The organism is Naasia lichenicola (assembly GCF_004801885.1).
Lineage (GTDB): Bacteria > Actinomycetota > Actinomycetes > Actinomycetales > Microbacteriaceae > Naasia > Naasia lichenicola.
Genome location: NZ_SSSM01000001.1, coordinates 63,080 through 85,012, shown reverse-complemented (window position 1 = coordinate 85,012; position 21,933 = coordinate 63,080). Strand labels below are relative to the sequence as shown.

Here is a 21,933-nt window from a genome sequence, read left to right as displayed (position 1 = left end):
TAAGTTATCTGCACCCACCGACTCTGGCGGGTCGTGTCGCGGCGTGTCGGCAAGACTTCCTCGATGACCTTGCCGGCACCGCCGCGAACGGGTCAGCCGGCCCGGTGCAGCCAGACGACGGGGCTGTTCTCGCCGGCGTGACGGAACACGTCGAGCTCGTCATCCCAGTCCTGGCCGAGGGCGGTGCGGAGCTCGCGGTGCAGGTCGAGCACGCTGGCGCCGGCGACCTCCATGGCGTAGCGGATGCGGTCTTCGGGAACGACGACGTTGCCCGCGGTGTCGGTCTGCGCGTAGAAGATGCCGAGCGCGGGAGTGTGCATCCAACGGGCGCCGTCGGTGCCGTTGCCGGCATCCTCGGTCACCTCGTAGCGCAGCTGCTCCCATCCGCGCAGAGCGGAGGCGATGGCAGCGCCGGTGCCGGCGGGGCCCTCCCAGTAGAAGTCGGCGCGCTGAGCACCGGGCAGGGTGGGCTGGTCGATCCAGTCGAAGTTGACGGCGCGACCCAATGCGCGTCCGGCCGCCCACTCGACGTGGGGGCTGAGGGCGCGTGGGGAGGAGTGAACGTACAGCACACCCCGGGCAAGCGATGCAGACACGATGATTCTCCGTTCGATAGGTGCGTCTTCCCCAACGACCTTTTGAACGAGCAACTTCGAGGTGCATAAATGAAGTTCTCAAGCATCAGCATGGCTGACTCGAAAGAGTATGCCGGACGACACGCCGGAATGACAAGGCTGTAGTGCACCGATCAGGTCTCGACCGGCGTGTCGCCGAATAGCATGTCGAAGGCGGAGCGGGAGGGCCCAGATGTCGGTGCGAGGAGGGCTCTTGGCTGTGCTCACTCTGGGCCCCGCATACGGCCAGCAGCTGCATGGCGAGCTGCTGGATCGGGCCGCGCACCGGCGGGCGATCAACGTCGGCCAGATCTACGCGACGCTGGATCGGCTGCTCACCAGCGGACACGTCGAGCGAGCCGGAGAGACCGACGACGGCCTCCCCCTCTATGCGCTCACGGCGGCCGGACTCGTGGAGGCAGAGGGCTGGATGGCCGGATTCGACGAGCTCGAGGCGGATTGGATCGAGATGCTCGACCGGGTGCTCATCGCCAGCTCGATCGACGGAGCCGGCGTCGGCCTCATTGACCGGTACGCCGAGCTCTGGACGATGTCGGCGGCCGGAGGCGTTCAGGCGAGCGGATCCGCGCGATTCGCGGATGCAGCCGCGACTGAGCTGGCCGGGGCGGCGCTGCGCTGGCTGGATGGGATCCGGCCGGCCGCCGCATCGGGCGATCTGGCGCACGGCCTCCGGGAAGACCGCCCACGACGCGGTCGCCGCCCCGCCTCCGCCTGAGCGCACGGCCTCGATACGGGCGCGGGGCGCCGGAAGACTCGTTAGTCGAGGAGGCGCCCCAGCGCCGTCTCGAGACCGGTTGCCCAAACTCAGCCGGTCTCGAGACGCTCCTTCGTCGCTCCTCGACCAACGGAAGATGTTCGTTGGTCGAGGAGGCGCGCCAGCGCCGTCTCGAGACCGGTTGCGCGGGCTCAGCCGGTCTCGAGTCCCCGGCGCAAGCGTGCGCCGTGGGCCCAGCTCCTTCGTCGCTCCTCGACCAACGGAAGATGTTCGTTGGTCGAGGAGGCGCGCCAGCGCCGTCTCGAGACCGGTTGCGCAATCCCGAACGACCAGCGGACTGCCGGACACTCGTTGGTCGAGTAGGGCGCCCCGCGCCCGTACCGAGGCCCTCGAGCTCAGTGGAGCAGGGAGCCGTCCTTCGCGAGGACGTTCTTCTCGCCCGCTTCGACCTTGAACGGGAAGCGGTTCTGCTTGGGCGGCATGGGGCAGTTGAAGTTGTAGCTGAACGCGCACGGCGGCAGCACCGCGGTGTTGAAGTTCAGCGTGATCGTGCCGTCCGGGTTCGGCACGGTGAAGAGGAACCGGCCGACGCTGTAGGTCGAGTCGCCGCTGGTCGCATCGGAGAAGACGAGCTGCAGCGCGCGGCCCTCCTGGAACGCGACGATCGTGTACTCGGTGCCGTCGTGCTCGAAGGTGATCTCGCCCGGGATCACCTTGTCGCGCGACTTGCCCTCGTCCTGCAGGTGCTGGAAGCTGAGGGTCGTGCCTTCGGGGTTGGGCGTGAACCTGCCGGTGACGATCCAGCTCTCGTCGAACGGGAACGCGTCGATGCCGCCGAAGTTCTGGATCGCCTCGGACTGGGAGTCCCAGACGCGCAGGCCGTAGTTGCCGTCGTCGCCGGTGATGACCGTGCCGACCGTGTGGTCGTCGAAGGACACCTCGCTGGGCTTCTCCGCGTCGCGTCCGTGAACGATGACCGATCCATCGACCAGCTGGCCGTCGACGGTGATGCCATCCGATGCCGTCGCCGTCAGCTGGAGGCCCGACTGACCCTCGGGCAACGGTGCCCAGATGCCGGGGACACCCCAGATGGGCTGCTCGGAGTCCACCCACTGGGTGTTCACCAGGGCGAGGAAGCCCTTCGGGGTCACCACGGCCTCGCCGCGGCGAGCGCGGAAGCGCTCGACGATCTGCTCGGCGGTCGGCTGGGCGGGAGCAGCACTGGTGGTCGCGGTCGTGTCGGTCATTCGTCCATCCTTCAGTTCTGCGGGGCTGTCGTCGAGTTCGACACGGCCGGTCGCCACAGCTCCAGCTCGGGAACCCCCGGCACCTCGAAGCCGAGCACCTGACCGTAGAAGGACAGGGATGCCTCCCGGGCACGGATGCGCGTCTCCGTCTTGCGGAAGCCGTGCGACTCTCCTTCGAACGCCACGTAGGCGTGCGGGATTCCCTTGGCCAGCAATCCGTCGCGGAACCTCTCGGATTGCGCGGGCGGCACCACAGGATCGTCGAGGCCCTGGAGGAGCAGGACCGGTGTGCTGAGTCGGTCGATGTGGTTGAGCGGAGAGCGCTCGTCGTAGATGGCCTGCGCCTCGGGCAGCGGACCCACGAGGCCGTCGGTGTAGCGGGACTCGAAATCGTGGGTGAACTCGGCGAGCGCCGTCAGGTCGGCGACGCCGTAGAGGGACACCCCCGCTGAGAACACGTCGCTGCCGGTGAGGGCGGCGAGCACCGTCCAGCCGCCTGCCGATCCACCCTCGATGCCGAGCCGCTTCGGGTCGGCGGAGCCTTCGGCGGCCAGCCCCTGGACGACGGTGATCACATCTTCGACGTCGACGATTCCCCACTGACCCCGCAGGCGGTTGCGGTACTCCCGGCCGTATCCGGTGGAGCCGCCGTAGTTGACGTCGACCACGCCGATCCCGCGGCTCGTGTAGTACGCGAAGACCAGGTTGAGCGAGGCCTGGGTGTGTGCGGTCGGACCGCCGTGCACGAAGGCGATGTACGGCGGCAGCTCGCCGTCGGGCGCGGTGTAGTCGGGGTTGCGCGGCGGATAGACGATGGCGTGCACCTCACGTGCGCCCGCGAACGTGCGCTCCTCGGCCAGTGGCAGGTACGCCTCGTCGGGCAGCGCGTCGACGTCGAGCCGGATATCGCGGAGAGCTCCGGTGTCGAGGTCGAGCTCGCGCATGCCACCCGCGATCCCGGCCGCTCCCCCGTCGAAGAGCAGTCTCGAGCCGCGGCGGTCGGCGAGCAGGATGCTGGTGAACGGCACGTCCAGCTCGACGGCTACCCCTGTGCCGAGATCGAGGAGCTCGAGCCGGTCGCTGCCGAAGGTGGACTGGAGGAGCACGCGACCGCTGCCGGTCCCGGATTCGAGCGGCGCGTACCAGGTCGTGCCGACGTTCCAGAGCGGGCCTCCGGTGTCGCGCTCCTGCGTGAGCAGCGGCGAGCTGGTCCCGTCGAGGCTGACCGTGGCGAGGTTCCAGAAGCCGCTGGCGTCGGTGATCGCAGTCAGGGTCGCGTCGTCGCGCCATTCGGGCTGCAGCACGGATTCGTCTGGGCCACCCAGCAGAGTGCGCGGTTCTCCGATTGTGCCGTCGGCCGCGATGGGGGCGACGCGGAGCTCGGTGCCGTCCCACGGCATCTGCGGGTGGTCCCAGGCGATCCAGGCGAGGTGGGTGCCGTCGGGTGAGAATCGCGGGGCGACGACGAAGTCGCTGCCCGAGGCGAGGGTTCGGATGCGGGCCGGATCATCGGCGGCCGTGCCGTCGAGCGGGATGGCGACGATGTCTCGAGCGACCCGCTTGCCGTCTTCGAGCTCGCGGATGGCGATGACCTCATCTCCTCGGACGGAGAGCTCGCCGAAGCTGAAGTGCTCACCGCCAGGGGTCAGCGGTGTGGGCTCGGCGCCGGCGCGGAGCAGGTGGACCCGCTGGTCGCCGAACTGCACGAAGACGAGCGCCCCGTCGTCCGTCGCGGTCCAGGCGCCTCCCCCGTACTCGTGCACTCGGCTGCGTGCATTCCATGGCGCCGGGAGCACGGCGATCGGCTCGCCGCCGTCCGGGTTGGCCCGGAAGACTCCGTAGCGGCCGCCCTCGGAGCCGCGCAGCTCGGACCACCAGATGTCGTCGCCCACATACCGGCCGGACTGCACGGGGTGCGAGCCCTGAGCCACGTCGGCGGCGCTGATGGGTGAGACCCATGATCCGTACGGAGCGATCGTCATGGATTCAGCGTAGGAGGTGCCTCCGACCGGGCAGGTACCGAGGGCCTCGATACGGGCGCGGGGCGCCCTACTCGACCAACGAGACCCGTTGGTCGATTAGGCCGCTCACGGCCGTATCGAGGCCCTCCGGCGCAGATCCGCTCAGAGGGTGACGATGACCTTGCCGCCCGCGTGACCGCTCTTGACCAGGTCGTACGCCGCGGACACCTCGCTCAGCGGGAAGATATCCGAGATGACGACCCGGAGCTTCCCGGCGGCGACGAGGTCGAGCAGAGGCTTGCCGGAGGCGCTGCGGATCGCGTTGCTGTCTGCCGCCGGGAGTCGGGTGATCCCGAGCTCCGCCGCCTGATCCGGCTCGGCGGCGACGGTGAAGATACGGGCCTTCTCCACGAGGGCGATGGACGCGTCGAGCGCCTCCTGGGTGCCGACCGCATCCATCGCTGACGCGATGCCGGACGGCGCGAGCGCGGAGAGGCGTTCCTGGAGCCCGTCGCCGTACAGGACGGGCTCGACGCCGATCGCAGTGAGAGCGTCGGAGTGCCGAGCCGACGCGGTGCCGAGCACGCGTGCGCCCTTGGCGACGGCGAGCTGCGCAGCGATGAAACCGACTCCTCCGGAAGCCCCATGCACGACGACGGTGTCGCCCGGCTTCGGATTCGCGTGCTCGACGAGATCCCATGCGGTTGTGCCTGCGAGGAGCAGACCGGCGGCCTGCTCGAACGTCACGCCTGCCGGCTTGGGCGTGAGAGATCGGGTCCGGACGTTCACCTCGGTGGCGAGGAGTCCTCCCGCGTTGCTGATGACCACTTCGTCACCGACCGAGACGGGGCCGAACTCGGTCGACGCTCCGTCCGAGATCGCGGTGACGACGCCGGCCGCCTCGTTTCCGACGCGGAGGGGCAGCTTGGCGGGATCGGTGCCGTAGAGCCCGGTGAAGACCTTCCAGTCGTAGGGGTTGAGCCCGGCGGCTTTCACGGCGACGGTCACCTTGCCCGCTTCTGGTGCGGGAACCTCGACCTCGACGATGGACAGGGTGGACGGGGCACCGTATTCGGTGGCGACGACTGCATGGGCCATGATCCCGCCAACCTACCGGGGCCCGGATCTATGCCCGGCCGATCATCCTCGCCCGGGCGACCGGGCTTCGACACGCGCCTGCGGCGCGGCTCAGCCACCGGGATGGACCAGACCACTCCTCCCCGGTGGCTGAGCCGGGCGCGGAGCGCCCGTGTCGAAGCCCGCTGGTGCCGGCTACTCCGCCATGCCGTAGTCGTCGACCACCGCGACGTCGAGCGGGAAGTCGATCGGGAAGGTCCCGAACATGATCCTCCCCGCAGCGGCGGCCGACTCCAGCACCGCCTGCCGGACCTGCTCGGCGAGCGCGATCGGCGTGTGCACGACCACTTCGTCGTGCAGGAACAGCACGAGGTGCGGACGACGGGACGGATCCCAAACGTCGTCTCGCGGCGGGTGGCGGCCCGCCCCGGGAACGGGCAGCGCGACGAGCCGATTGCGCAGCTCGGCGAGCCAGCACAGCGCCCACTCCGCCGCCGTGCCCTGCACCACGAAGTTGCGGGTGAAGCGTCCACGATCCCGGGCAGCCGATCCGGCCCGCCGGTCCGCGGCGGCGAGGTCGGAATCCGACGCCGTCGCCCGCGCCTCCGACACGTTCTCCATGGCAGAGCCGTCGATGCCGCCTCCGCGGGGCGAGCTCCGCCCGAGGCGGGTGGTGACCTGTTCCCCGCGCTCCCCCGCTCGCGCGGCATCCTCGACGAGCGAGATCGCCCGCGGATACGCCTTCTTCAGCCGCGGCATCATGGCGCCACCGGCTCCCCGGGTGGCGCCGTAGATGGCGCCGAGCATCCCGTATTTGGCGGACTTCCGATCCGGCACGGCACCCGAGGCGACGATGCCCGCGTAAAGGTCCGCTTCTCGACCAGCCTCGGCCATCGCCAGGTCTCCGGCCATCGCGGCGAGCACCCGGGGCTCGAGCTGTGCGGCATCCGCGACGACCAGCGTCCAGCCGGGATCCGCGACGACGGTGCTGCGCAGCTGCTTGGGAAGCTGCAGCGCTCCCCCGCCACGGGTGGCCCACCGCCCGCTGACGACTCCGCCGGGAACGTAGTCGGGATGGAATCGACCCTCGGGGGTGACCCAGGCATCGAGCCAGGTCCAGCCGTTGGCAGTGAGCAGGCGGGCGAGCTGCTTGTACTCGAGCAGCGGCGGGATCGCCGGATGCTCGATGCGCTTGAGCTCCCACGACCTCGTGCTGTCGACGCGCAGCCCCGCAGCCCGCAGGGCCCTGAGGACGTCGACGGGCGAATCGGGGTTGAGCGTCGGCGCGAGCAGTCCGTCACGGATGACCGCGGCGAGCACCTCGAGCTTCTGCGGCCGGACCCCGTACGGCACCCTCGGTCCGAGCAGCTCGGTCAGCAGGGCGTCGTGCCGTTCGATGCTCCACGGCATTCCTGCGTTGCGCATCTCGGCGGCGGCAAGGGCACCCGCAGACTCCGCCGCGAGCAGCAGTCGAAGCCGTCCCGGCTCCGCGCTCTCGCTGACCGCCGCCAGTTGGCGCCGCAGCTCGTCCACGGGATCCGCGACAGCGGGGAGCGCCTCGGCGATCTCGAACAGCGCGCTGACCGTCGACTCGGCCGCCGGCGATGCCTCATCCAGCTCATCCCGCGGCAGACCCGCCACCCCGCTTGACGCGCTCAGGGTCGACGAGCGGAGGATGGCGCGGCTCAGGCGGAGGTCGTGGCAACGGGCGATGCGCACACCCGCCGCGAGCAGCTGCGCATAGCTGACCGACGTGTCGGCCCAGACCCAGCGTGGAGCGTCCGCCCGTTCGCGCTCGCGCACGAACGCGATGAGCTCAGCATCGTCGAGCACGAGCTCGTCCGCCGGCGAGTGCTCGCGATCGAGCGCCGATCCATCGTCGGCGAGCGCGACCGCACGGGTGCCGTGGGGCACGCGGGCGAGAACGATGAACACCTGAGAAGTCTCCCGTGCCCCACCGACGTCAGGAGTACTCCGCCGACTGCTCAGGCGGGCAGCGATGCCTCGATCAGCTCGACGATCTGGGGGGCGTCGGGCTCGGTGCGCGGACGGAAGCGGTGCACGGTGCCGTCGGCGGTGATCAGGAACTTCTCGAAGTTCCAGCTGACCTTGCCGGCCTTGCCGTCGGCGTCGGCCGTCTTCTTCAGCTCGGAGTAGAGGGGGTGCTCGTTGCGGCCATTGACCTTGATCCGCTCGAACATCGGGAAGGTGACGCCCCACGTGGTGGAGCAGTACTCCTCGATCTTGTCCTCGGAGCCGAGCTCCTGCAGGAACTGGTTGCTCGGGAAGCCGAGCACGGTGAAGCCTCGATCGCCGTACTGCTTCTGCAGGGCCTCGAGCTTCTCGTACTGCGGGGCGAGGCCGCAGCGGGATGCGACGTTGACGATGAGCTTGACGGGCGAGTCGAACTTCGACAGCGACGTCACCTCACCCTTGATGGTGGTGACGGGGATCTCTGTGATGTCCATGAACTGATCGAACCATGCAGTGGATGCAGAAATGCCCGGCTCGAGGATCTCTCAGCGCCCGCTCGGTCTCGCATGACACTCGGTCGCGCCTGGACACCGTCCGTTCACCTGCCGGGGGCATCCTCATCGGATGGATACGCCCGATGAAGACGCAGCGGTCGCTGAGGTCGTCGACCGGCTCGCAGCGAAGCACCCGGATATCGAACGGGAGCGCATCGCCAGCATCGTCGACGACGTGCACTCCCACTTCCGGGGCGCCTCGGTCACCGACTTCATCCCGGTGCTCGTGGAGCACGACGTGAAGGAGCAGCTCCGCGAGATCGAGCAGGACGAGGAGCCGGCCGCTCCCTAGGCCCGTGGGAATGCGCCTCTCATAAGAGAAGGGGCGGCGGGCGGGGGCTCGACCGCGCTAACCTTGCGCGATGAGCGCGCCCGAGACGAAGTACCTCCGTCCGCGCCTCCACGACCGCATCTTCAACGCGGTCATGCTCGCCGCGCAGAAGGTGGGGATCAGCTTCGTCGGCTCCCGGACCCTCACCGTGAAGGGTCGCAAGTCAGGCCAGCCCCGCACCACCCCGGTCAACCCGCTCGTCGTCGCCGGTTCCACCTATCTCGTCGCCCCGCGCGGGACGACCAACTGGGTGCGCAATCTTCGTGAGGCGGGCGAGGGCGAGCTCACCATCGGTCGCCGGACCTCCCGCTTCACTGCGGTCGAGGTGCCGGATCACGAGAAGCTGCCGATCCTGCGCACCTACCTCGTCAAGTGGGCGTGGGAGGTCGGGATGTTCTTCGACCTGCCGAAGAACCCCACCGATGATGCGATCAGGACCATCGCGCACCTGCACCCGATCTTCCGCATCCAGCTGGACAAAGACCTCAAGATCCGCTGAGGCGCACCCTGTCCTTTCCCGGTGGCTGAGCCGGGCGCCCGCGCCCGCGTCGAAGCCCACCCACTCCCCGATGGCTGAGCCGGGCGCCCGCGCCCGCGTCGAAGCCCTCCTGCAGAGCCTGAACACGCTTTGTCCGAGCTCGGGCATACGGTCGTCTCATGATCGCAACGGGCAACTTCACCACGTCGAATTTCATCCCCGCACCGGTGGAGCCCGCAGCTCCGATCGAGACCGGGCTGCCGGTCGGCGTCGCCACCATGATCAAGACCTTCACCGGCGAGATCGACGGGCGTGCGTCGACGATCTTCGTCTCGGCGTTCGACCCGAGCACCGGGGTCGGCACCTACATGGCGCTCGAGTCCTTCGAGGGCTCCATCGGCGGCAAGACCGGCGCATGCAATCTCCTGCACGTGGCCTCCACCGGCGGAGACGACGCGTACAACCAGCTCTTCATCATCGTTCCCGCCAGCGGCACGGGCGAGCTGGCTGGCATCACCGGGACTGGCGCTCTGTCCGTCGGCGAAGATGACGCATACACGGTGACGCTCGACTACTCCATCGTCTGAGCGAGGACACGGCGCTGCGCCGAATAAGCTGTGTGCGTCGAGGGGCGGTAGCTCAGCTGGTTAGAGCACTGGACTCATAATCCATCGGTCACGGGTTCAAGTCCCGTCCGCCCTACAAGCCCGGAATTATGCGGATCTTGAAGCCTCCAAACGTCTGTAGCGAGGCACTCGGATCGTCGCGTGACAACATTTTGACAACACTTGCCGAACGAGGGGCCTGATCGAGACGGGTCGCAACCTCGTCCAGATCTCGCTAGAGGGGCGAAGTGAGCGGTCCGCCTCACTTCCGTCGATACGGTGCGAGCGGGTCGGCGTAGGTGTCAAGCACTATCTCGCACCAGGCGCGAGCAGCGTTACCGCCAGCCGAGCGTGACGCGCCGTAAGACGGGTGCGCGCGACCTGCCCGTGCCCTCCGCCTTCCGCGTTTCGAAGCTCGGACACCCCTTGGGCCACCGAAAGGAGCCCGCCAAGGATGCGTCGAATAGAGGGGGCACCGTCGATGCTGTCCTTAACATCGGCCGGGCCTAGCCCTAGTAGCCGTTGCGAACGCGCCACCAGTCCGGTCAAGCTCTCTGTTTCCCCAACTTCCTCGTTAAAGGCGGCTAGAACCGTCTTAGCGGTCGCCTCGATGAGCTCTTTGGCTGCTCCGACAACACCCCCTGGATCCCCATCTAGAAGGAGCAGGATTCGTTCGAACGCCTCGAGGATCCCTTCCGCATCCCGGAGGGACGTCATCCCGGACAACGAGGCAAGCGGAGCAACCGCCGTGACGATTCGTCGTCGCTCATCGATTAGCAGACCGTCGAGAGCAAGGATGTTCTCGAATCGAGTTAGACCGTCGTCCGGCGGAAACTCGATGAGGACGCTTTCGTAGACTCGGAACACCCGCCGTATGTGATCCCGGTCGTCCCAGTGAACTGCAGCTTCGTAGTCAGCCCAGAGCGCAACCCGTTGCCCTCCGTAGGACGCGCTTCCTTGACCAGGAGCAAAACCCTCGGCTTGCCAGACACGTTCGATGTCTCGGAGAACAATCGAGCTTGCCCAATCACGGAATACCCCTCGCACACGGCCGGTGATCCTCGTCATAGCTGTCAGAGTACGAGTCACGCTATGACTGCGCTCCCTGAGATGGAGGCCCATCGTGCAGCATCTTGAGCTCCTCACTGATCCGACCAGCTGGGATCGATTCCTCGATGATTTCGATGATGAGATGGCTGGGATCTCCGGGATGCACCGATTCCTCGTCATGACTGCGCACGCGCAGTTTCGGGAAGAGTTCGACCGGCTCATGGCGGACGTCACCGACGACTCGTACGACGGTGGAGATGCGATTTGGGACGCGGAGAATGCCCTCGGCATCAACCCTTGGGACGTCGAGGGGCACGCCGGCTTGATGGCGATCACCCGAGCCGTGTCTCTCGCTGAAGTAACGCTGGCGAGAATGGCGGCCGCATGGGTAGGTCCCGCTCACCACTATGTCTTCCCGATGGGAAACCTATGGTCCAGGCAGTGGGAGGCACTGTTTTACAGGACTGTGCTGGTCAAGCCGTTCCTAATGAGCGCGAACGGGTTTTCGGCTGCGCGAGACCTGCGAGACCTCTACACGCACGGATATGGCGTCCCGGCCACCGAGGAACGACGTAGCCAGGTCGCGCAGTCGCTCTACTCAAACTTCAGTTCCAGTTCGGCGACGCCGGAAGAGCACGCGCTGGGATTCGACGGCGAGGCGTACTTCTTTGGCCAGTTCGCCCGTTTTGATCCGAAGGCTGGGCGGATTGTTACTTATCTTGGGATGTCGAAACGAGCCGAGGTCTCGAAGCTGGCGGCACATCGGGTCATGCGCCAGATCGCTATTCATATTCACGCCGCTCACGCTTCGTTCGAGGCAGGTTTGAGAACGGACCTGAGCAGCACAGGAAACAAGTTTGTCAGGACCGCGACACGTTGGTGGGAGAGGAGAAGTCAGCCCGACTGAGTCAGGTTGGACGTGATGGGGCCAGCCGTCTACCGGGATGCTGTGGCCGCGCCTGTCCTACGAATCGGCCAGTTTGATGACACTTGCGGAACGAGCGGCTTGATCGAGACGGGTCGCAACCGCGTCCAGATCGTCGTCGAACAGGTCCGCATAGACGTCGAGAGTCATCGCCGCGGAGGCGTGACCGAGCATCTTCTGGACGGCTTTGACGTTCGCGCCAGCCGCGATCGCGAGCGAGGCTGCCGTGTGCCGTAGATCATGGATGGTCATCCCAGGCAGACCCGCTGCGGCCATTGAGCGGTTGTACCAAGAGTGTGGCTGAGCGGTGGGAGTAACCAGGGGCCTGCCCCGCAGATCGGCGAAAACGAAGTCCTCCCGTTCACGACCCGCTAGCGCTGCAGTCAGAGCCGGTACGAGGAAGGCCGGAAATGGCACGGAACGGCGCTTGTGCGTCTTGGGCGTACCGATGATCACCTCGCCCTTGACCAGCACGGCGTTCTGGACGACGGAGATTCTTCTCCGTTCGAGATTGATGTCCTGCGGTCGAAGGCCTGTGGCCTCACCCCACCGAAGCCCCGTGTAACCGAGGAGTCGGATGAGCGTCGAGTAGGTCCCGCTCGCTTCTGCGAGTCGGTGGAGCTGCTCGTGGGTGAGATACCGATGCTCGCGGCCGACCTTCCGAGGCAGCATCACTCCGCGCGCTGGGTTTGACGGGATGCGATGGTCTCGGACGGCGGCTTCAAGAACGGAAGCGAGGATCCCATGGGCTCGCAGCACCGATGAAGCCGACTTAGCCTTGACCTCGGAGGAGCCTCGCGCAAGGTCTGCTACCCAGGTCTGCACATCGCTGAAGCGGATCTCGCCCACACTCTTCGAACCCCAAACGGGCTCGACGTGCAGCCGCCAAGAAGACTCCACGACTGCTATCGACGAGGGCTTGAGGTGAGTTTGGCCGGCCAGCCACCCGACGCCAAGTTGACCCACGGTCGCTCGCGCGGACGCAGGGTCAATGTAGGTTCCATCGGCCTTTCGCGACTCAACATTGGCGAGGAAGATCTGAGCTTCCTTCTTCGTCCGGAAGCCGCGCTTGGTCGTCTGCAGATGGTCAGGCTTGCGATACGTGACGCGGTAACGGTTTCCGGACGACGTGGGGTAGCTGTCAATTGTTCCCATGGTCGGGCACCTCGATTCCTGCGTTGTGGAGCATGCCGATCGTCATTCGGAGGCGGTTCTCGAGTAGCCGGAGTTCCTCGCGGGTGTCCTCACCGGACTTCGTGCGGAGGTGGATGAGCCGCCCGCGGACGTTGGCGATCGCAAGCGTGTCCAGATCGTCCAGGTAGGCGTCGACGAGTCGCAGCACCTGATCCACGCGCACGGATGACGGCAGCCGCGGAGTGATGTTTGCCTGGCCATGGAGCCAGTGCGTGACGGCAGCGGCCGTCGACCCACTGGCATACGGCGTCCCACCTCTGTCCTCGGGCTGCCGCTCGAACGGTTTCTCCAGATCGACCAGTAGTGCGGCTGGCGGGATCTGGAGCGCGAAGCAGATGGCCATGAACTGGCGGACCGTAAGGTCTTCGCGGCGCCCGCTCTCGATGCTGGCGATGATGGAGCGGCTGACCTCTCCCCCGGTGTGGTTCGCGAGCTGCTGCGCGCTCCACCGGTTCAGCTTCCGGTAGTGGTGGATGCGGGAGCCGAGGCCCGGCATCGGCAGCTGTGTCATGGGCAGACGATAGATCGATCCGTAGTGCTCTTCCAGCTCAACTTCTGACTCGATTACTCGCACTGGAAGATGATCGCGCACGACTTAAATCGATATGTAGCGAATGACATATCGGTGGATAACTGACCATGATTCGAGATGGCCTTCTCGACTGAGCCCTCAGATCCGGTCCAGGATCCGGTGAATTTCTCGACTGAGCCGCATGTACGCCGGATAGATCTGATCAACCTCGGGCGGTAGCCGCTTCTCCGCATTCGCGAACCGAGCGCACGCGTTCGTGAACGCCGCCAGGTGTTGCAACGGAATAAGGATCATCGACAGCTCCATCCGAGCGCGCCGCTGGTCCTCCGTCAGCGTCGAGGTCGGCACCATGCTCATCTCCCAGAGGAAGCGCGAGACCGTCATCTCGTACTTGTCCGCCAGCGCCTGCAGCGCCGCATCCTCCTCCAGCGTCAGCGTCACAACGTGGCGATGGGTTCGAGGTGTCGAAGAGTTGGGACGGCGTCGAGGGGCGGGCATCGGGCCTCCATGAGATGGCAGTTGCCTGCCATCGTCGAAGAGATACCCGGACGTGCGCGACCGACCTGTGCCTCCGAGACACAACCAACCGCTACTTGGCTCGGCGCTTAGAGTCCGTAGCCCCGTGTCGACTTGTCGACACGGTCCCTCGCCCGTCGTGCGACCTCGTCGTCGGACCACGAGCGCCTGATCGGTTTGCCCGATCTCGCCGGCCTGTTCAGCGAATCAGCGAGGGCTTCCGGGAAGTCCGACGCGGCGACCTGCAAGGCCCGCAGCTCATCTCGCAGAGCAACGACGTGAGTTCGCATCGTGTCCGCGAGCTGCTCTGCGCGCTGTGCCTCACCGGCAGCACGGTGCGCTTCGAGGATTGCAACAACAGCACGGCCCACCTGTTGGATGAGTGCGGCGTCGGCTGCCGCCTGGCTCATCTTCGGATCCGCCAGCGCGAGCAGTGACGCGACCGAGGACAACGAGTGCAGCTTGAAGGACGGCGCCTTCACCTCATGAGCCGGCAGGTGCGCGCTCTTGGCGAGCGACCGCGCCGTGGCGGCAAGCTTGCCGGGCGTTGGCTCGAGCTTCATCGACCAGGCGGCGAAGACGCCGGACACTTCCCGCGCGGCCAGAGACCAAGCCACGCGGTCATCGACCGGGACGGCCTTCAGCTGCTGTGCCAGCTTCGCAACCTCCGCAGCGAGCTCCCGCTGATCCGTCGCCGACGGCTGCTGGCTCGGTTGGCCGGACTGGGACGAGCTGTAGCGCCAGGGATTGCGGAATGCGCTTTGCCACTCGCCCACCGCGGCAGCGGCCGCCTCGACTGAATCCGTCCATCCCCCGCGCAACCGCGGAAGCGTCAGATCCCGGGCGAGACGACCTCCTCCGTACCAAACCGGCCGATCACCCTTGGCCGGACGCAGGGCTACCGAGTACCCGGCGATGACGTCATCGCGACCTGCCGCAAACCGCGGTCGAATCAGAACACCCTGGCCGCCCATCCGCTGGAGGAAGCTGGCCTCAGTCGTTGATGCTGCTGCTGCACCGCGAACCAGCCGCTCGAGCCGATGCGAGTCCACCTCGACCGCACCAGCACGCTCCGCCCGCGCCCGCTCCCCCGGCTTGACTCCACGCTCACCCAGCCCGTTCTCTCGCGACTCGAGAATCCGCAGCCCATACTTCTTCTCCAGATCACGAGCTGCGTTCTGCGCCTTCCGGAAGTCATTGTGGGTCGAGGCCTTCGTGCCGTCCTCACGGACGAGAGAGACAGCGATATGGATGTGATCGTTGCCGTTCGAGGAGACCCCATGCCGGATGGCCACCCACCGGCACGGCGCCTCACCGGTGGTCTCGCTGAAGCCCATCGCGTCGACGAAGTCGTCGGCGATTGCCGCCCACTTCTCATCGGAGAGCTGACCCTCCTCCGCACTCAGGGAGAGGGATGCATGCCAGACGGACGCGGGCACTCGGGCCTTGATCGGCTCGCCGCCATCGGGATCCTGGACCGTCATTAGTCGAGTGACCTCGGTACCGAAAGCCTTGCGAGGCTGATCGAGCTCTTCGGCTATCGCGAGGGCCGTCGCGCGATCGAGCACTCCATGCCCGAAGAAGGTGACCGTGGCCTCGTCGCCGGAGACGATGTGCTGCTCTTCGTGCTCGTCCTTGCGTCCGTCGCCGGCGAGGTAGACGAGCAGGCCGGCCATCTTGGCGCCGCGAGTGATGTTCGGAATCACCGTCGTCACCGCCTCTGCCCAGCGCAGCGACCGCGAATGCGGCCACACATCAAGTGTGGGCAGGACCGCCCCGACGGGCCAGGGTTACGTGCCCTAAACCTATAGCTTGCTCCGCTAACCGACCCCGGCAGAGACCCTTCGACAATCACGGACCAGGATTCGATCCTCTAGCGGATCGTCCTTCGGCCGATCTCTGTTCTTGGGCAACTTCGTTGCGTTTCGGCCTTGGAGTGTGTTCGTCGTGCTCGCTCCGGCAAGGGCGCTTTGCGTCGCTACGCGATGCCGACGAAACCCATGTCGGCACCCATGCCTGCGCTGTGCGCGACGAAGGCTTCAACTTCTGCCGAAAAGCAATTCAGTTGGTGATTGGGCGAGCGCGTCGGGCGTTGCTCCTACGCTTGAACCATGAGTAAGAACGGTCGCGTCGCACGCGCCAAGGCGCGAATGCATGCGTCGAGTGCCGCCCGGTCGCTGGCTTCCTTCTACACGCCCATTCCCGCAGTGACGCAGCCGCCGTACGAGCTGATGTCGCTGGAGCCCGAGTACGACGAGGACTCCCACGGGACCTACTCGAGTCTGCTCATTCACGAACTCGAGAAGACGGGCCCGCGAGCTCCGCGAAGCATCGCTCTTACGGGGCCGTACGGATCCGGGAAGAGCAGCGTCATCGACCGAGTCAAGACACACTTTGGGGATCGGGCGATCTCCATATCGTTGCCGACCCTGGGTGACGGAGTGATCGAAGAGAAGCGAGACACGTCTCGAGCCTCGGACTCGAATCGATTTTCAAAGACCAACATCGTTCAGAAGGAGATCGTCAAACAACTTTTATACATCGAGAAGCCGACGAAGATGCGAGGCTCACGTTTTCAACGGATTGCCCCGATGCGATGGAGCATCGCTATCGCGCTGTCGTTGGCTGTCGGCCTTGCGGCCGCGGTCGCCCTATACGCAACCGATGCCCTCGCTAGCGTGGTCGCGCTGCTCCCGGCTCATTGGCTCTCGGCGTGGGCGGTGCACCTTGTTGCGATGGCGGCGATTGTGGCGGTTGCACTTATCGTCCAGTCTGCGTTGCACAACCGCGTCACCCTCCAGGAGGTCGCTTCTGGCTCCGCCTCCATAAAGCTGACCAGTGCCAGCACCAACTATTTCGACGAATATCTCGACGAGATCGTGTACTTCTTTGAGCGCACGGAAGCAGAGATCGTCATCTTCGAAGATCTCGACCGGTTCAACGAGCCTCACATCTTCGAGACCCTGAAGGAACTGAACGGGTTGCTCAACGGCTCGAAACAGCTCCGCCGCAAGAAGACCGTCCGCTTCGTCTACGCCATCCGCGACAGTGTCTTCGACCTCGAGCGAACACCCGGCGGCACGGATGTGGGCGACGGATCCGAGCGGGCGAAGTTCTTCGGCGCAATCATTCCCCTCGTTCCGTTTATCACTCACCGAAGTTCAGCGGCGCTCCTTCTCCAGGTGCTTGGCCAGAACGCGCCCAGTAGTTCCATGCTGATCGAGACGGTGGCGGCGCATCTCACAGATATGCGACTCATCAAAAACATTAGGAACGAATGGGAGGTGTTCCGACGGAGGATCCTCTCGACGACCGGACTCCAGGGACTAGATGCTGACAAGCTGTTCGCGATGGTCGTTTACAAAAACCTCCATCCAGGAGACTTTGAGAAGATCCGGTCCGGGTCCAGCTCACTCGATGTCGCGTTCAGGGCTGCAACCGACACAGTGCAACAGAATTCAGACCGGCTGGCCAAGGAAGCCTTGGACCTGAGAGACCGCGCCAAGTCGCAGACAGCCGAGACGAGAGCTGCCGAGCTAGGAGTAGCTCTGCGCTCCATCTTCGACCAGATCTTTCCTCGCCTCGGTCATGGGGCTCCGACCGACTTCCGGGTCGGTAGTGCCAGCTTTGCACCCGTCGAACTTGAGACACCTGCATTCTGGCGTCGACTGAACTCGAACGGGGCGAAGCTAACAGTTACATTTCTCACCGTCCGCAACTACCAACAGCAAACAGCCTCTCTCGAATTCAGCAGGGAGGAAATCTGGACTTTCCTTGGAGGCCTGAACCTGGATCTCGATCAGTGGGAGCGTGAAGCAAGCGAGACATTGCGCCGAAGAGCTAACTCTTTGATGGACGAGCGGCAAGGTCTGGAGTCGATGAGCCTTTCGGAACTGCTAAGCGCAGATCAACTTTATGAAGTTGTGCTCACATCAGACGATCTACCACTACTGCCCGTGGCTATGAAGGCGAGCAAGGGTCAAGTTGTGTTCAACAGGTTGATCGCCGAACTCTTCACCGATCCGCTTACGACCGCGTTACTGCAGGCCGAACTCATCGACCTCAATTTCACCCTGTATTCCTCGGAATTCAAGGATGCTCGTATCTCCGCGGCTGCCATGACGTATTTCATACGGTTCGTGCAGAAACACGAGGCTAACCTTCTTTACGCCTTCGACGAGGTCGCCGACATCGAGGGCCTGGTGAAGTACGCGGGATTGCCGGCCCTGGAGGGACGTTCGCTCTACAACGTGCAAATCCTGGACCACCTCCTCACTGGCAGTGCGACGGGAGGCCCCCTTGACGAAGCCGTCCACCTGGTATCGAGCCTCGCAACTGGAACAACAGTCGACCGCGCATTCCTCTACGAATATGTGGAGCGCAGCGAGAACGCCTTGGCGTTGCTTCATCAACTGGCACCACTGGACCGCGATATTTTCGCCTGGCTAGTCGACCGATATGGAGAGGATCCCCGCTTGCCATCCTTTCTATCCTCCGCCCTCGCAGGCGCCTCGAATCGGCCTTACGACACGAACGCAGCCGTCCGAAAGGCGATCGAGGGGGCGCCGGAGAAGCTGCCCGTGTTCTCAAAACCGGCCGCCCCTGAGACCGCGGATTCCATCGCCACAGCGGTAGCGCGACTGGGGGTGGAATTTCTTGACCTGCGGCAACTGCACGCGTCGCTGCGGGCAGCCGTCATCGACAGGCACGCCTTCGCCATCACGGAAGCGAACCTTCGGGACGCGGCCCCCGAGAGCGGCCTCAGCCTTGACGACCTGCGGTCGGACGACCCACCGCTTGCCGAGCACATGCTGGCACACCTGGCCGACTACGTCGAAGTCATACACGCTTCGCACGGTACCCGGACCACGATCCGCGACTCGGGCCAATTCGCTGCAGTTCTTTGGTGGGTCAACGGTAAGGCGCCGGCGTTAGTCGAACGGGTGGCCGAACTGGCGTCGACGGAGTGCACGGCCGACGACATATCCGAAATCGCCGAAACCCTCTGGGGAGCGGTCGCGCGAGCGGGCCGCGTGCGCCCTACCTTGAGCAACCTTAAGGCGCTCATGGAAAGCGCCGCCCGGGGCGCTATGTCCGCCGCGGACCTCGAGCAATTGCTAGCTCGAGTCCCGTCCATCGAGGTGGACCCAGCCGGCGAGTCCTTTGCGGCAGAGCTGCAAGGCCTTGTACTTCTTGCGGCGAACATGACACCGGAGCAGAAAGTGCGACTCCTAGTCAGCATGGGAGACGCGACCTCCATAGACATTGGCGATGTGGCGCCCGACGATTCGGAGCTCGTCGCCCGGCTGGTCGAGGCTGGCCGCCTACCCGACACTGCGGATACCTTCGCCCATGTGCGTGGTTACCCGCGGGCACGGGCGGCGTTCATGGCACAGTCCCCCGGGTTCCCCGCCTTCGTCAACGACACCGAGCTCGACGCGAGCGACCTTCAGTCCATCGCTGGAAACGAGGCCATTCCAGACAACGTCCGGACCGCGGTCCTGTTCGCCACCGGCTCGTTCGATCGCGGCAACCAACGAACGGTGGATGAGCTGCTCAGATTCGCGACGGCGAATGGCAGCAACGTGCAAACACGGTTGCTGGTAAGGGCGGTCGAGCTGGGAGCGGCACGGGACCGTGTCATGGCCCTTGTCCCCATCAACATCGGCGCTCGAAACATCGGCAGTCTCACAGCGCTCCTGGTAGCGCTCGGCGGTGAGTACGCGAAGCTCGCGACCGCCGGGTCAGGAACCGCCAAGCTCATCGACGACCCCGCGCACAGGTCACTAGTCGGGCGACTGCAAGTCGACGGATTCGCTGGAAAGATCGCTGAGGATCGTGGCAACCCGACCACGATGGTTGTCTATCGGCGGCGCGGTGCGGCGGGCTAAGCGTTCGGCCTGGACGAGCGAAGGACGCTTCTCGCATAGATGCGCCGCTTCTCGCAGATGGAGCCGTCACGACGGCGCCAGAGAACCGCCCATCGCGACGGCGCGAACCACTGCGCCGTCGACCGTCTCGTGAGCAAGAAGCTCATCAGCAAGCCTGTCGAGCGCCGCGCGATTCTCAGTGAGCACCCTTATCGCTCTGGCCTCTGCTTCGCGCATCAATCTCGCGACCTCGGTGTCGATCACCCGCTGGGTCGCCTCGCCGTAGGCGTGAGCCTCTCCCCCACCGACGCCGAGGTAGCGGGGACCGTCGGACGAGTAGCCCACCGGCCCGAGCTCCGGCGATAGCCCGAACTCGGATACCATCCGCGTCGCGAGCTGCGTTGCGCTCGCAAGGTCATTGGACGCGCCCGTCGATCCTTGACCGAAGACGACCAGCTCGGCAGCGCGACCGCCCAGCCGGACGGCCAGGCTGGCTCGGAGGCGTTCCTCCGTGTATAGGTGGCGCTCCTCGTCCGGTATTTGCTCGGTGACGCCGAGAGCCATACCGCTCGGCAGGATCGTGACCTTGTCGACAGGATCGGCTCCGGGCGTCAGTGCGGCTACTAGGGCGTGACCGGACTCGTGGAAGGCCACGCTCTTGCGCTCGTCCTCCAGTAGGAAGTTGGATCCGAGCCGCTGCCCCAGGAGGATGCGGTCGCGTGCACCGGCGAAGTCTTCGCGTGTCAGTTCAGTTCGGCTGTCACGTACCGCGAAGATCGCCGCCTCGTTGACCAGGTTGGCTAGGTCGGCTCCGGAGAAGCCTGGCGTCGATCGCGCGACCGCTCCGAGGTCGACGCTTGCTGCGAGCTTCTTGCCTCGGGCGTGCACGGCGAGGATCTCCGCCCTCTCCCCCGCGTTCGGTAGCGGGACTGTGACTTGTCGGTCGAACCGGCCTGGGCGGAGCAGCGCGGGATCCAGCGTCTCGGGGCGATTGGTCGCGGCGAGAACGACGACGCCGGTCGATGGATCGAAGCCATCCATCTCGGCCAGCAGCTGGTTGAGGGTCTGCTCGCGTTCATCGTTGCCGCCGAACTGACCGTTGCCGCGACGCTGACCGATGCCGTCGATCTCGTCGATGAAGATGATGGAGGGCGACCGCTTGCGGGCCTCCGCGAAGAGGTCGCGCACTCGGGACGCGCCGACTCCGACGTACAACTCGATGAACGACGAGCCGGTCACGGGGAGGAAGGCGACGTTCGCCTCGCCGGCGACTGCGCGGGCCAGCAGGGTCTTGCCGGTGCCAGGAGGGCCCGACATCAGCACGCCCTTCGGTCCGACCGCGCCCGCCGCCGCGTACTTAGGGGCGTCTCGGAGGAAGTCGACGACCTCGCTGATCTCCTTCTTCACGCCGGCGTATCCCGCGACGTCGGAGAACTTAGTCGTGGGGCGCTCGGTGTCGATGACGCGTGGCTTCATCCGGCCGATGGCACCGCCCAGCATGCCTCCACCTTTGCGAGCCACGCGTCCCACGTAGATGAAGTACCCGATGAGCAGCGCGAGGGGAAGGAATGACAGCAGGACGCTCAGGAACGACTCCGCGACAGGGATAGCCCGGAAGTGCGGCACGATCGTCGGGTTCGTGACCGCCGCGAGGAAGTCAGGATCGTTCTGTGCCGCGGCCGTTGGGTAGCGGGAGGTGAATGAGGCGCCGTCCTCGAACCCGTCAACATATACGCCCGTGATACCGCCGTCGGCGCTCAGGACAAGGGTGTCGACCTTCTTGGTCTCGAGTTGGCCGACCAAGTCGCCGTAGTCCACCGCTATGGCCGCGGCGCCGAAGAGGTTCGGCATGAGCAGCAGGAAGGCGGTGATCGCGAATCCAGCGGGCACGAGCCAGCGCCGCCACGCGGGCGGTGGCGGCGGGGCCGGGGCGACCGGCTTGTCCTTCGGAGGAACAGGTCGTCCGGTCGCAGTCATACAGCCGAAGCTAGTTGTGGCTGAGAGTGTGCATCGATCAGCTTCCGGTCACTCGGTATGTGCAAGACGCATGGCGAGCGGACATCTGGCCGGGGGCGCTCTCGCTCCAGGGGGGCAGGCCAGCTGCTCGCCCCCGGTCATAACCACCATGCGAGCAGCGCATCGCCCGATCGGCTCTTTGCATGTCGCCTTCGACGGCGCGAGTGGAGAACTAGCCTCTCGACGGTGCCACATTGCACCCCGATCCGAGCCCAAAGGGAGCATTCGTGCCAGTCGTGACCATCTCGGATGC

Annotated in this window: 18 protein-coding genes and 1 tRNA gene; 7 read left to right on the top strand and 12 right to left on the bottom strand. The window is 65.6% G+C overall.

What is annotated here, in order from left to right; translation table 11 throughout:
- Window positions 1-92: 92 nt before the first annotated feature.
- On the bottom strand, window positions 93-596 hold the full coding sequence (locus E6C64_RS00410; protein WP_199240919.1) for a DUF3145 domain-containing protein: 504 nt from the start codon (window positions 594-596) through the stop codon (window positions 93-95).
- A 238-nt stretch (window positions 597-834) separates the two neighbouring features.
- Between E6C64_RS00410 and E6C64_RS00405 the strand changes: the two genes are divergently transcribed.
- On the top strand, window positions 835-1,350 hold the full coding sequence (locus E6C64_RS00405; protein ID WP_233255441.1) for a PadR family transcriptional regulator: 516 nt from the start codon (window positions 835-837) through the stop codon (window positions 1,348-1,350).
- Window positions 1,351-1,745: 395 nt separating this feature from the next.
- On the opposite strand, the gene E6C64_RS00400 is transcribed toward E6C64_RS00405, so the two are convergent.
- From E6C64_RS00400 to E6C64_RS00380, 5 genes are all read right to left on the bottom strand, one after another.
- Window positions 1,746-2,597: a DUF1684 domain-containing protein gene (locus E6C64_RS00400; protein WP_136425657.1), complete on the bottom strand. Its 852-nt coding sequence runs from the start codon at window positions 2,595-2,597 to the stop codon at window positions 1,746-1,748.
- Between the two features lie 11 nt (window positions 2,598-2,608).
- Entirely contained in the window at window positions 2,609-4,579 is a 1,971-nt protein-coding gene (locus E6C64_RS00395; RefSeq protein WP_136425656.1) for a S9 family peptidase, read from the bottom strand.
- Window positions 4,580-4,720: 141 nt separating this feature from the next.
- On the bottom strand, window positions 4,721-5,656 hold the full coding sequence (locus tag E6C64_RS00390) for a quinone oxidoreductase family protein (protein WP_136425655.1): 936 nt from the start codon (window positions 5,654-5,656) through the stop codon (window positions 4,721-4,723).
- 174 nt (window positions 5,657-5,830) lie between these two features.
- On the bottom strand, window positions 5,831-7,570 hold the full coding sequence (locus E6C64_RS00385) for a bifunctional 3'-5' exonuclease/DNA polymerase (RefSeq protein WP_136425654.1): 1,740 nt from the start codon (window positions 7,568-7,570) through the stop codon (window positions 5,831-5,833).
- A gap of 50 nt (window positions 7,571-7,620) precedes the next feature.
- Window positions 7,621-8,103, bottom strand: a complete 483-nt coding sequence (locus E6C64_RS00380) for a glutathione peroxidase (RefSeq protein ID WP_136425653.1) — start codon at window positions 8,101-8,103, stop codon at window positions 7,621-7,623.
- A 130-nt stretch (window positions 8,104-8,233) separates the two neighbouring features.
- Here E6C64_RS00380 and E6C64_RS00375 point away from each other — a divergent pair, with 130 nt between their 5' ends.
- The 4 genes from E6C64_RS00375 (at window position 8,234) to E6C64_RS00360 (ending at window position 9,674) form a co-directional block, all read left to right on the top strand.
- Window positions 8,234-8,455, top strand: a complete 222-nt coding sequence (locus E6C64_RS00375) for a three-helix bundle dimerization domain-containing protein (protein WP_136425652.1) — start codon at window positions 8,234-8,236, stop codon at window positions 8,453-8,455.
- A 70-nt stretch (window positions 8,456-8,525) separates the two neighbouring features.
- On the top strand, window positions 8,526-8,993 hold the full coding sequence (locus E6C64_RS00370) for a nitroreductase family deazaflavin-dependent oxidoreductase (protein ID WP_136425651.1): 468 nt from the start codon (window positions 8,526-8,528) through the stop codon (window positions 8,991-8,993).
- Window positions 8,994-9,151: 158 nt separating this feature from the next.
- On the top strand, window positions 9,152-9,559 hold the full coding sequence (locus E6C64_RS00365) for a DUF3224 domain-containing protein (protein ID WP_136425650.1): 408 nt from the start codon (window positions 9,152-9,154) through the stop codon (window positions 9,557-9,559).
- A gap of 41 nt (window positions 9,560-9,600) precedes the next feature.
- Window positions 9,601-9,674: transfer RNA gene (locus E6C64_RS00360), tRNA-Ile, on the top strand.
- 212 nt (window positions 9,675-9,886) lie between these two features.
- On the opposite strand, the gene E6C64_RS00355 is transcribed toward E6C64_RS00360, so the two are convergent.
- Window positions 9,887-10,645, bottom strand: coding sequence for an abortive infection family protein (locus E6C64_RS00355; RefSeq protein ID WP_158437683.1), 759 nt, complete (start codon window positions 10,643-10,645; stop codon window positions 9,887-9,889).
- A gap of 55 nt (window positions 10,646-10,700) precedes the next feature.
- Here E6C64_RS00355 and E6C64_RS00350 point away from each other — a divergent pair, with 55 nt between their 5' ends.
- Window positions 10,701-11,534, top strand: a complete 834-nt coding sequence (locus tag E6C64_RS00350) for a hypothetical protein (protein WP_158437682.1) — start codon at window positions 10,701-10,703, stop codon at window positions 11,532-11,534.
- Between the two features lie 57 nt (window positions 11,535-11,591).
- Here the strand turns inward: E6C64_RS00350 and E6C64_RS00345 are convergent, their stop codons facing one another.
- The 4 genes from E6C64_RS00345 to E6C64_RS00330 all read right to left on the bottom strand — a co-directional run bounded on the left by E6C64_RS00345 (window position 11,592) and on the right by E6C64_RS00330 (window position 15,509).
- On the bottom strand, window positions 11,592-12,707 hold the full coding sequence (locus tag E6C64_RS00345) for a site-specific integrase (RefSeq protein ID WP_136425647.1): 1,116 nt from the start codon (window positions 12,705-12,707) through the stop codon (window positions 11,592-11,594).
- Entirely contained in the window at window positions 12,694-13,257 is a 564-nt protein-coding gene (locus tag E6C64_RS00340; protein ID WP_136425646.1) for a helix-turn-helix domain-containing protein, read from the bottom strand. Before E6C64_RS00340 ends, E6C64_RS00345 begins: the two co-directional genes overlap by 14 nt.
- Window positions 13,258-13,416: 159 nt before the next feature.
- Window positions 13,417-13,719, bottom strand: coding sequence for a hypothetical protein (locus E6C64_RS00335; RefSeq protein WP_136425645.1), 303 nt, complete (start codon window positions 13,717-13,719; stop codon window positions 13,417-13,419).
- A gap of 164 nt (window positions 13,720-13,883) precedes the next feature.
- Window positions 13,884-15,509, bottom strand: coding sequence for a relaxase/mobilization nuclease domain-containing protein (locus E6C64_RS00330; protein ID WP_136425644.1), 1,626 nt, complete (start codon window positions 15,507-15,509; stop codon window positions 13,884-13,886).
- A 516-nt stretch (window positions 15,510-16,025) separates the two neighbouring features.
- On the opposite strand from E6C64_RS00330, the gene E6C64_RS00325 reads away from it, so the two are divergent.
- Complete coding sequence (locus E6C64_RS00325) at window positions 16,026-19,685, top strand: YobI family P-loop NTPase (protein ID WP_136425643.1); 3,660 nt, start codon at window positions 16,026-16,028, stop codon at window positions 19,683-19,685.
- A gap of 66 nt (window positions 19,686-19,751) precedes the next feature.
- Here E6C64_RS00325 and ftsH read toward each other — a convergent pair whose 3' ends face one another.
- Entirely contained in the window at window positions 19,752-21,554 is a 1,803-nt protein-coding gene (ftsH, locus tag E6C64_RS00320) for an ATP-dependent zinc metalloprotease FtsH (RefSeq protein WP_199240918.1), read from the bottom strand.
- Between the last annotated feature and the right edge of the window lie 379 nt (window positions 21,555-21,933).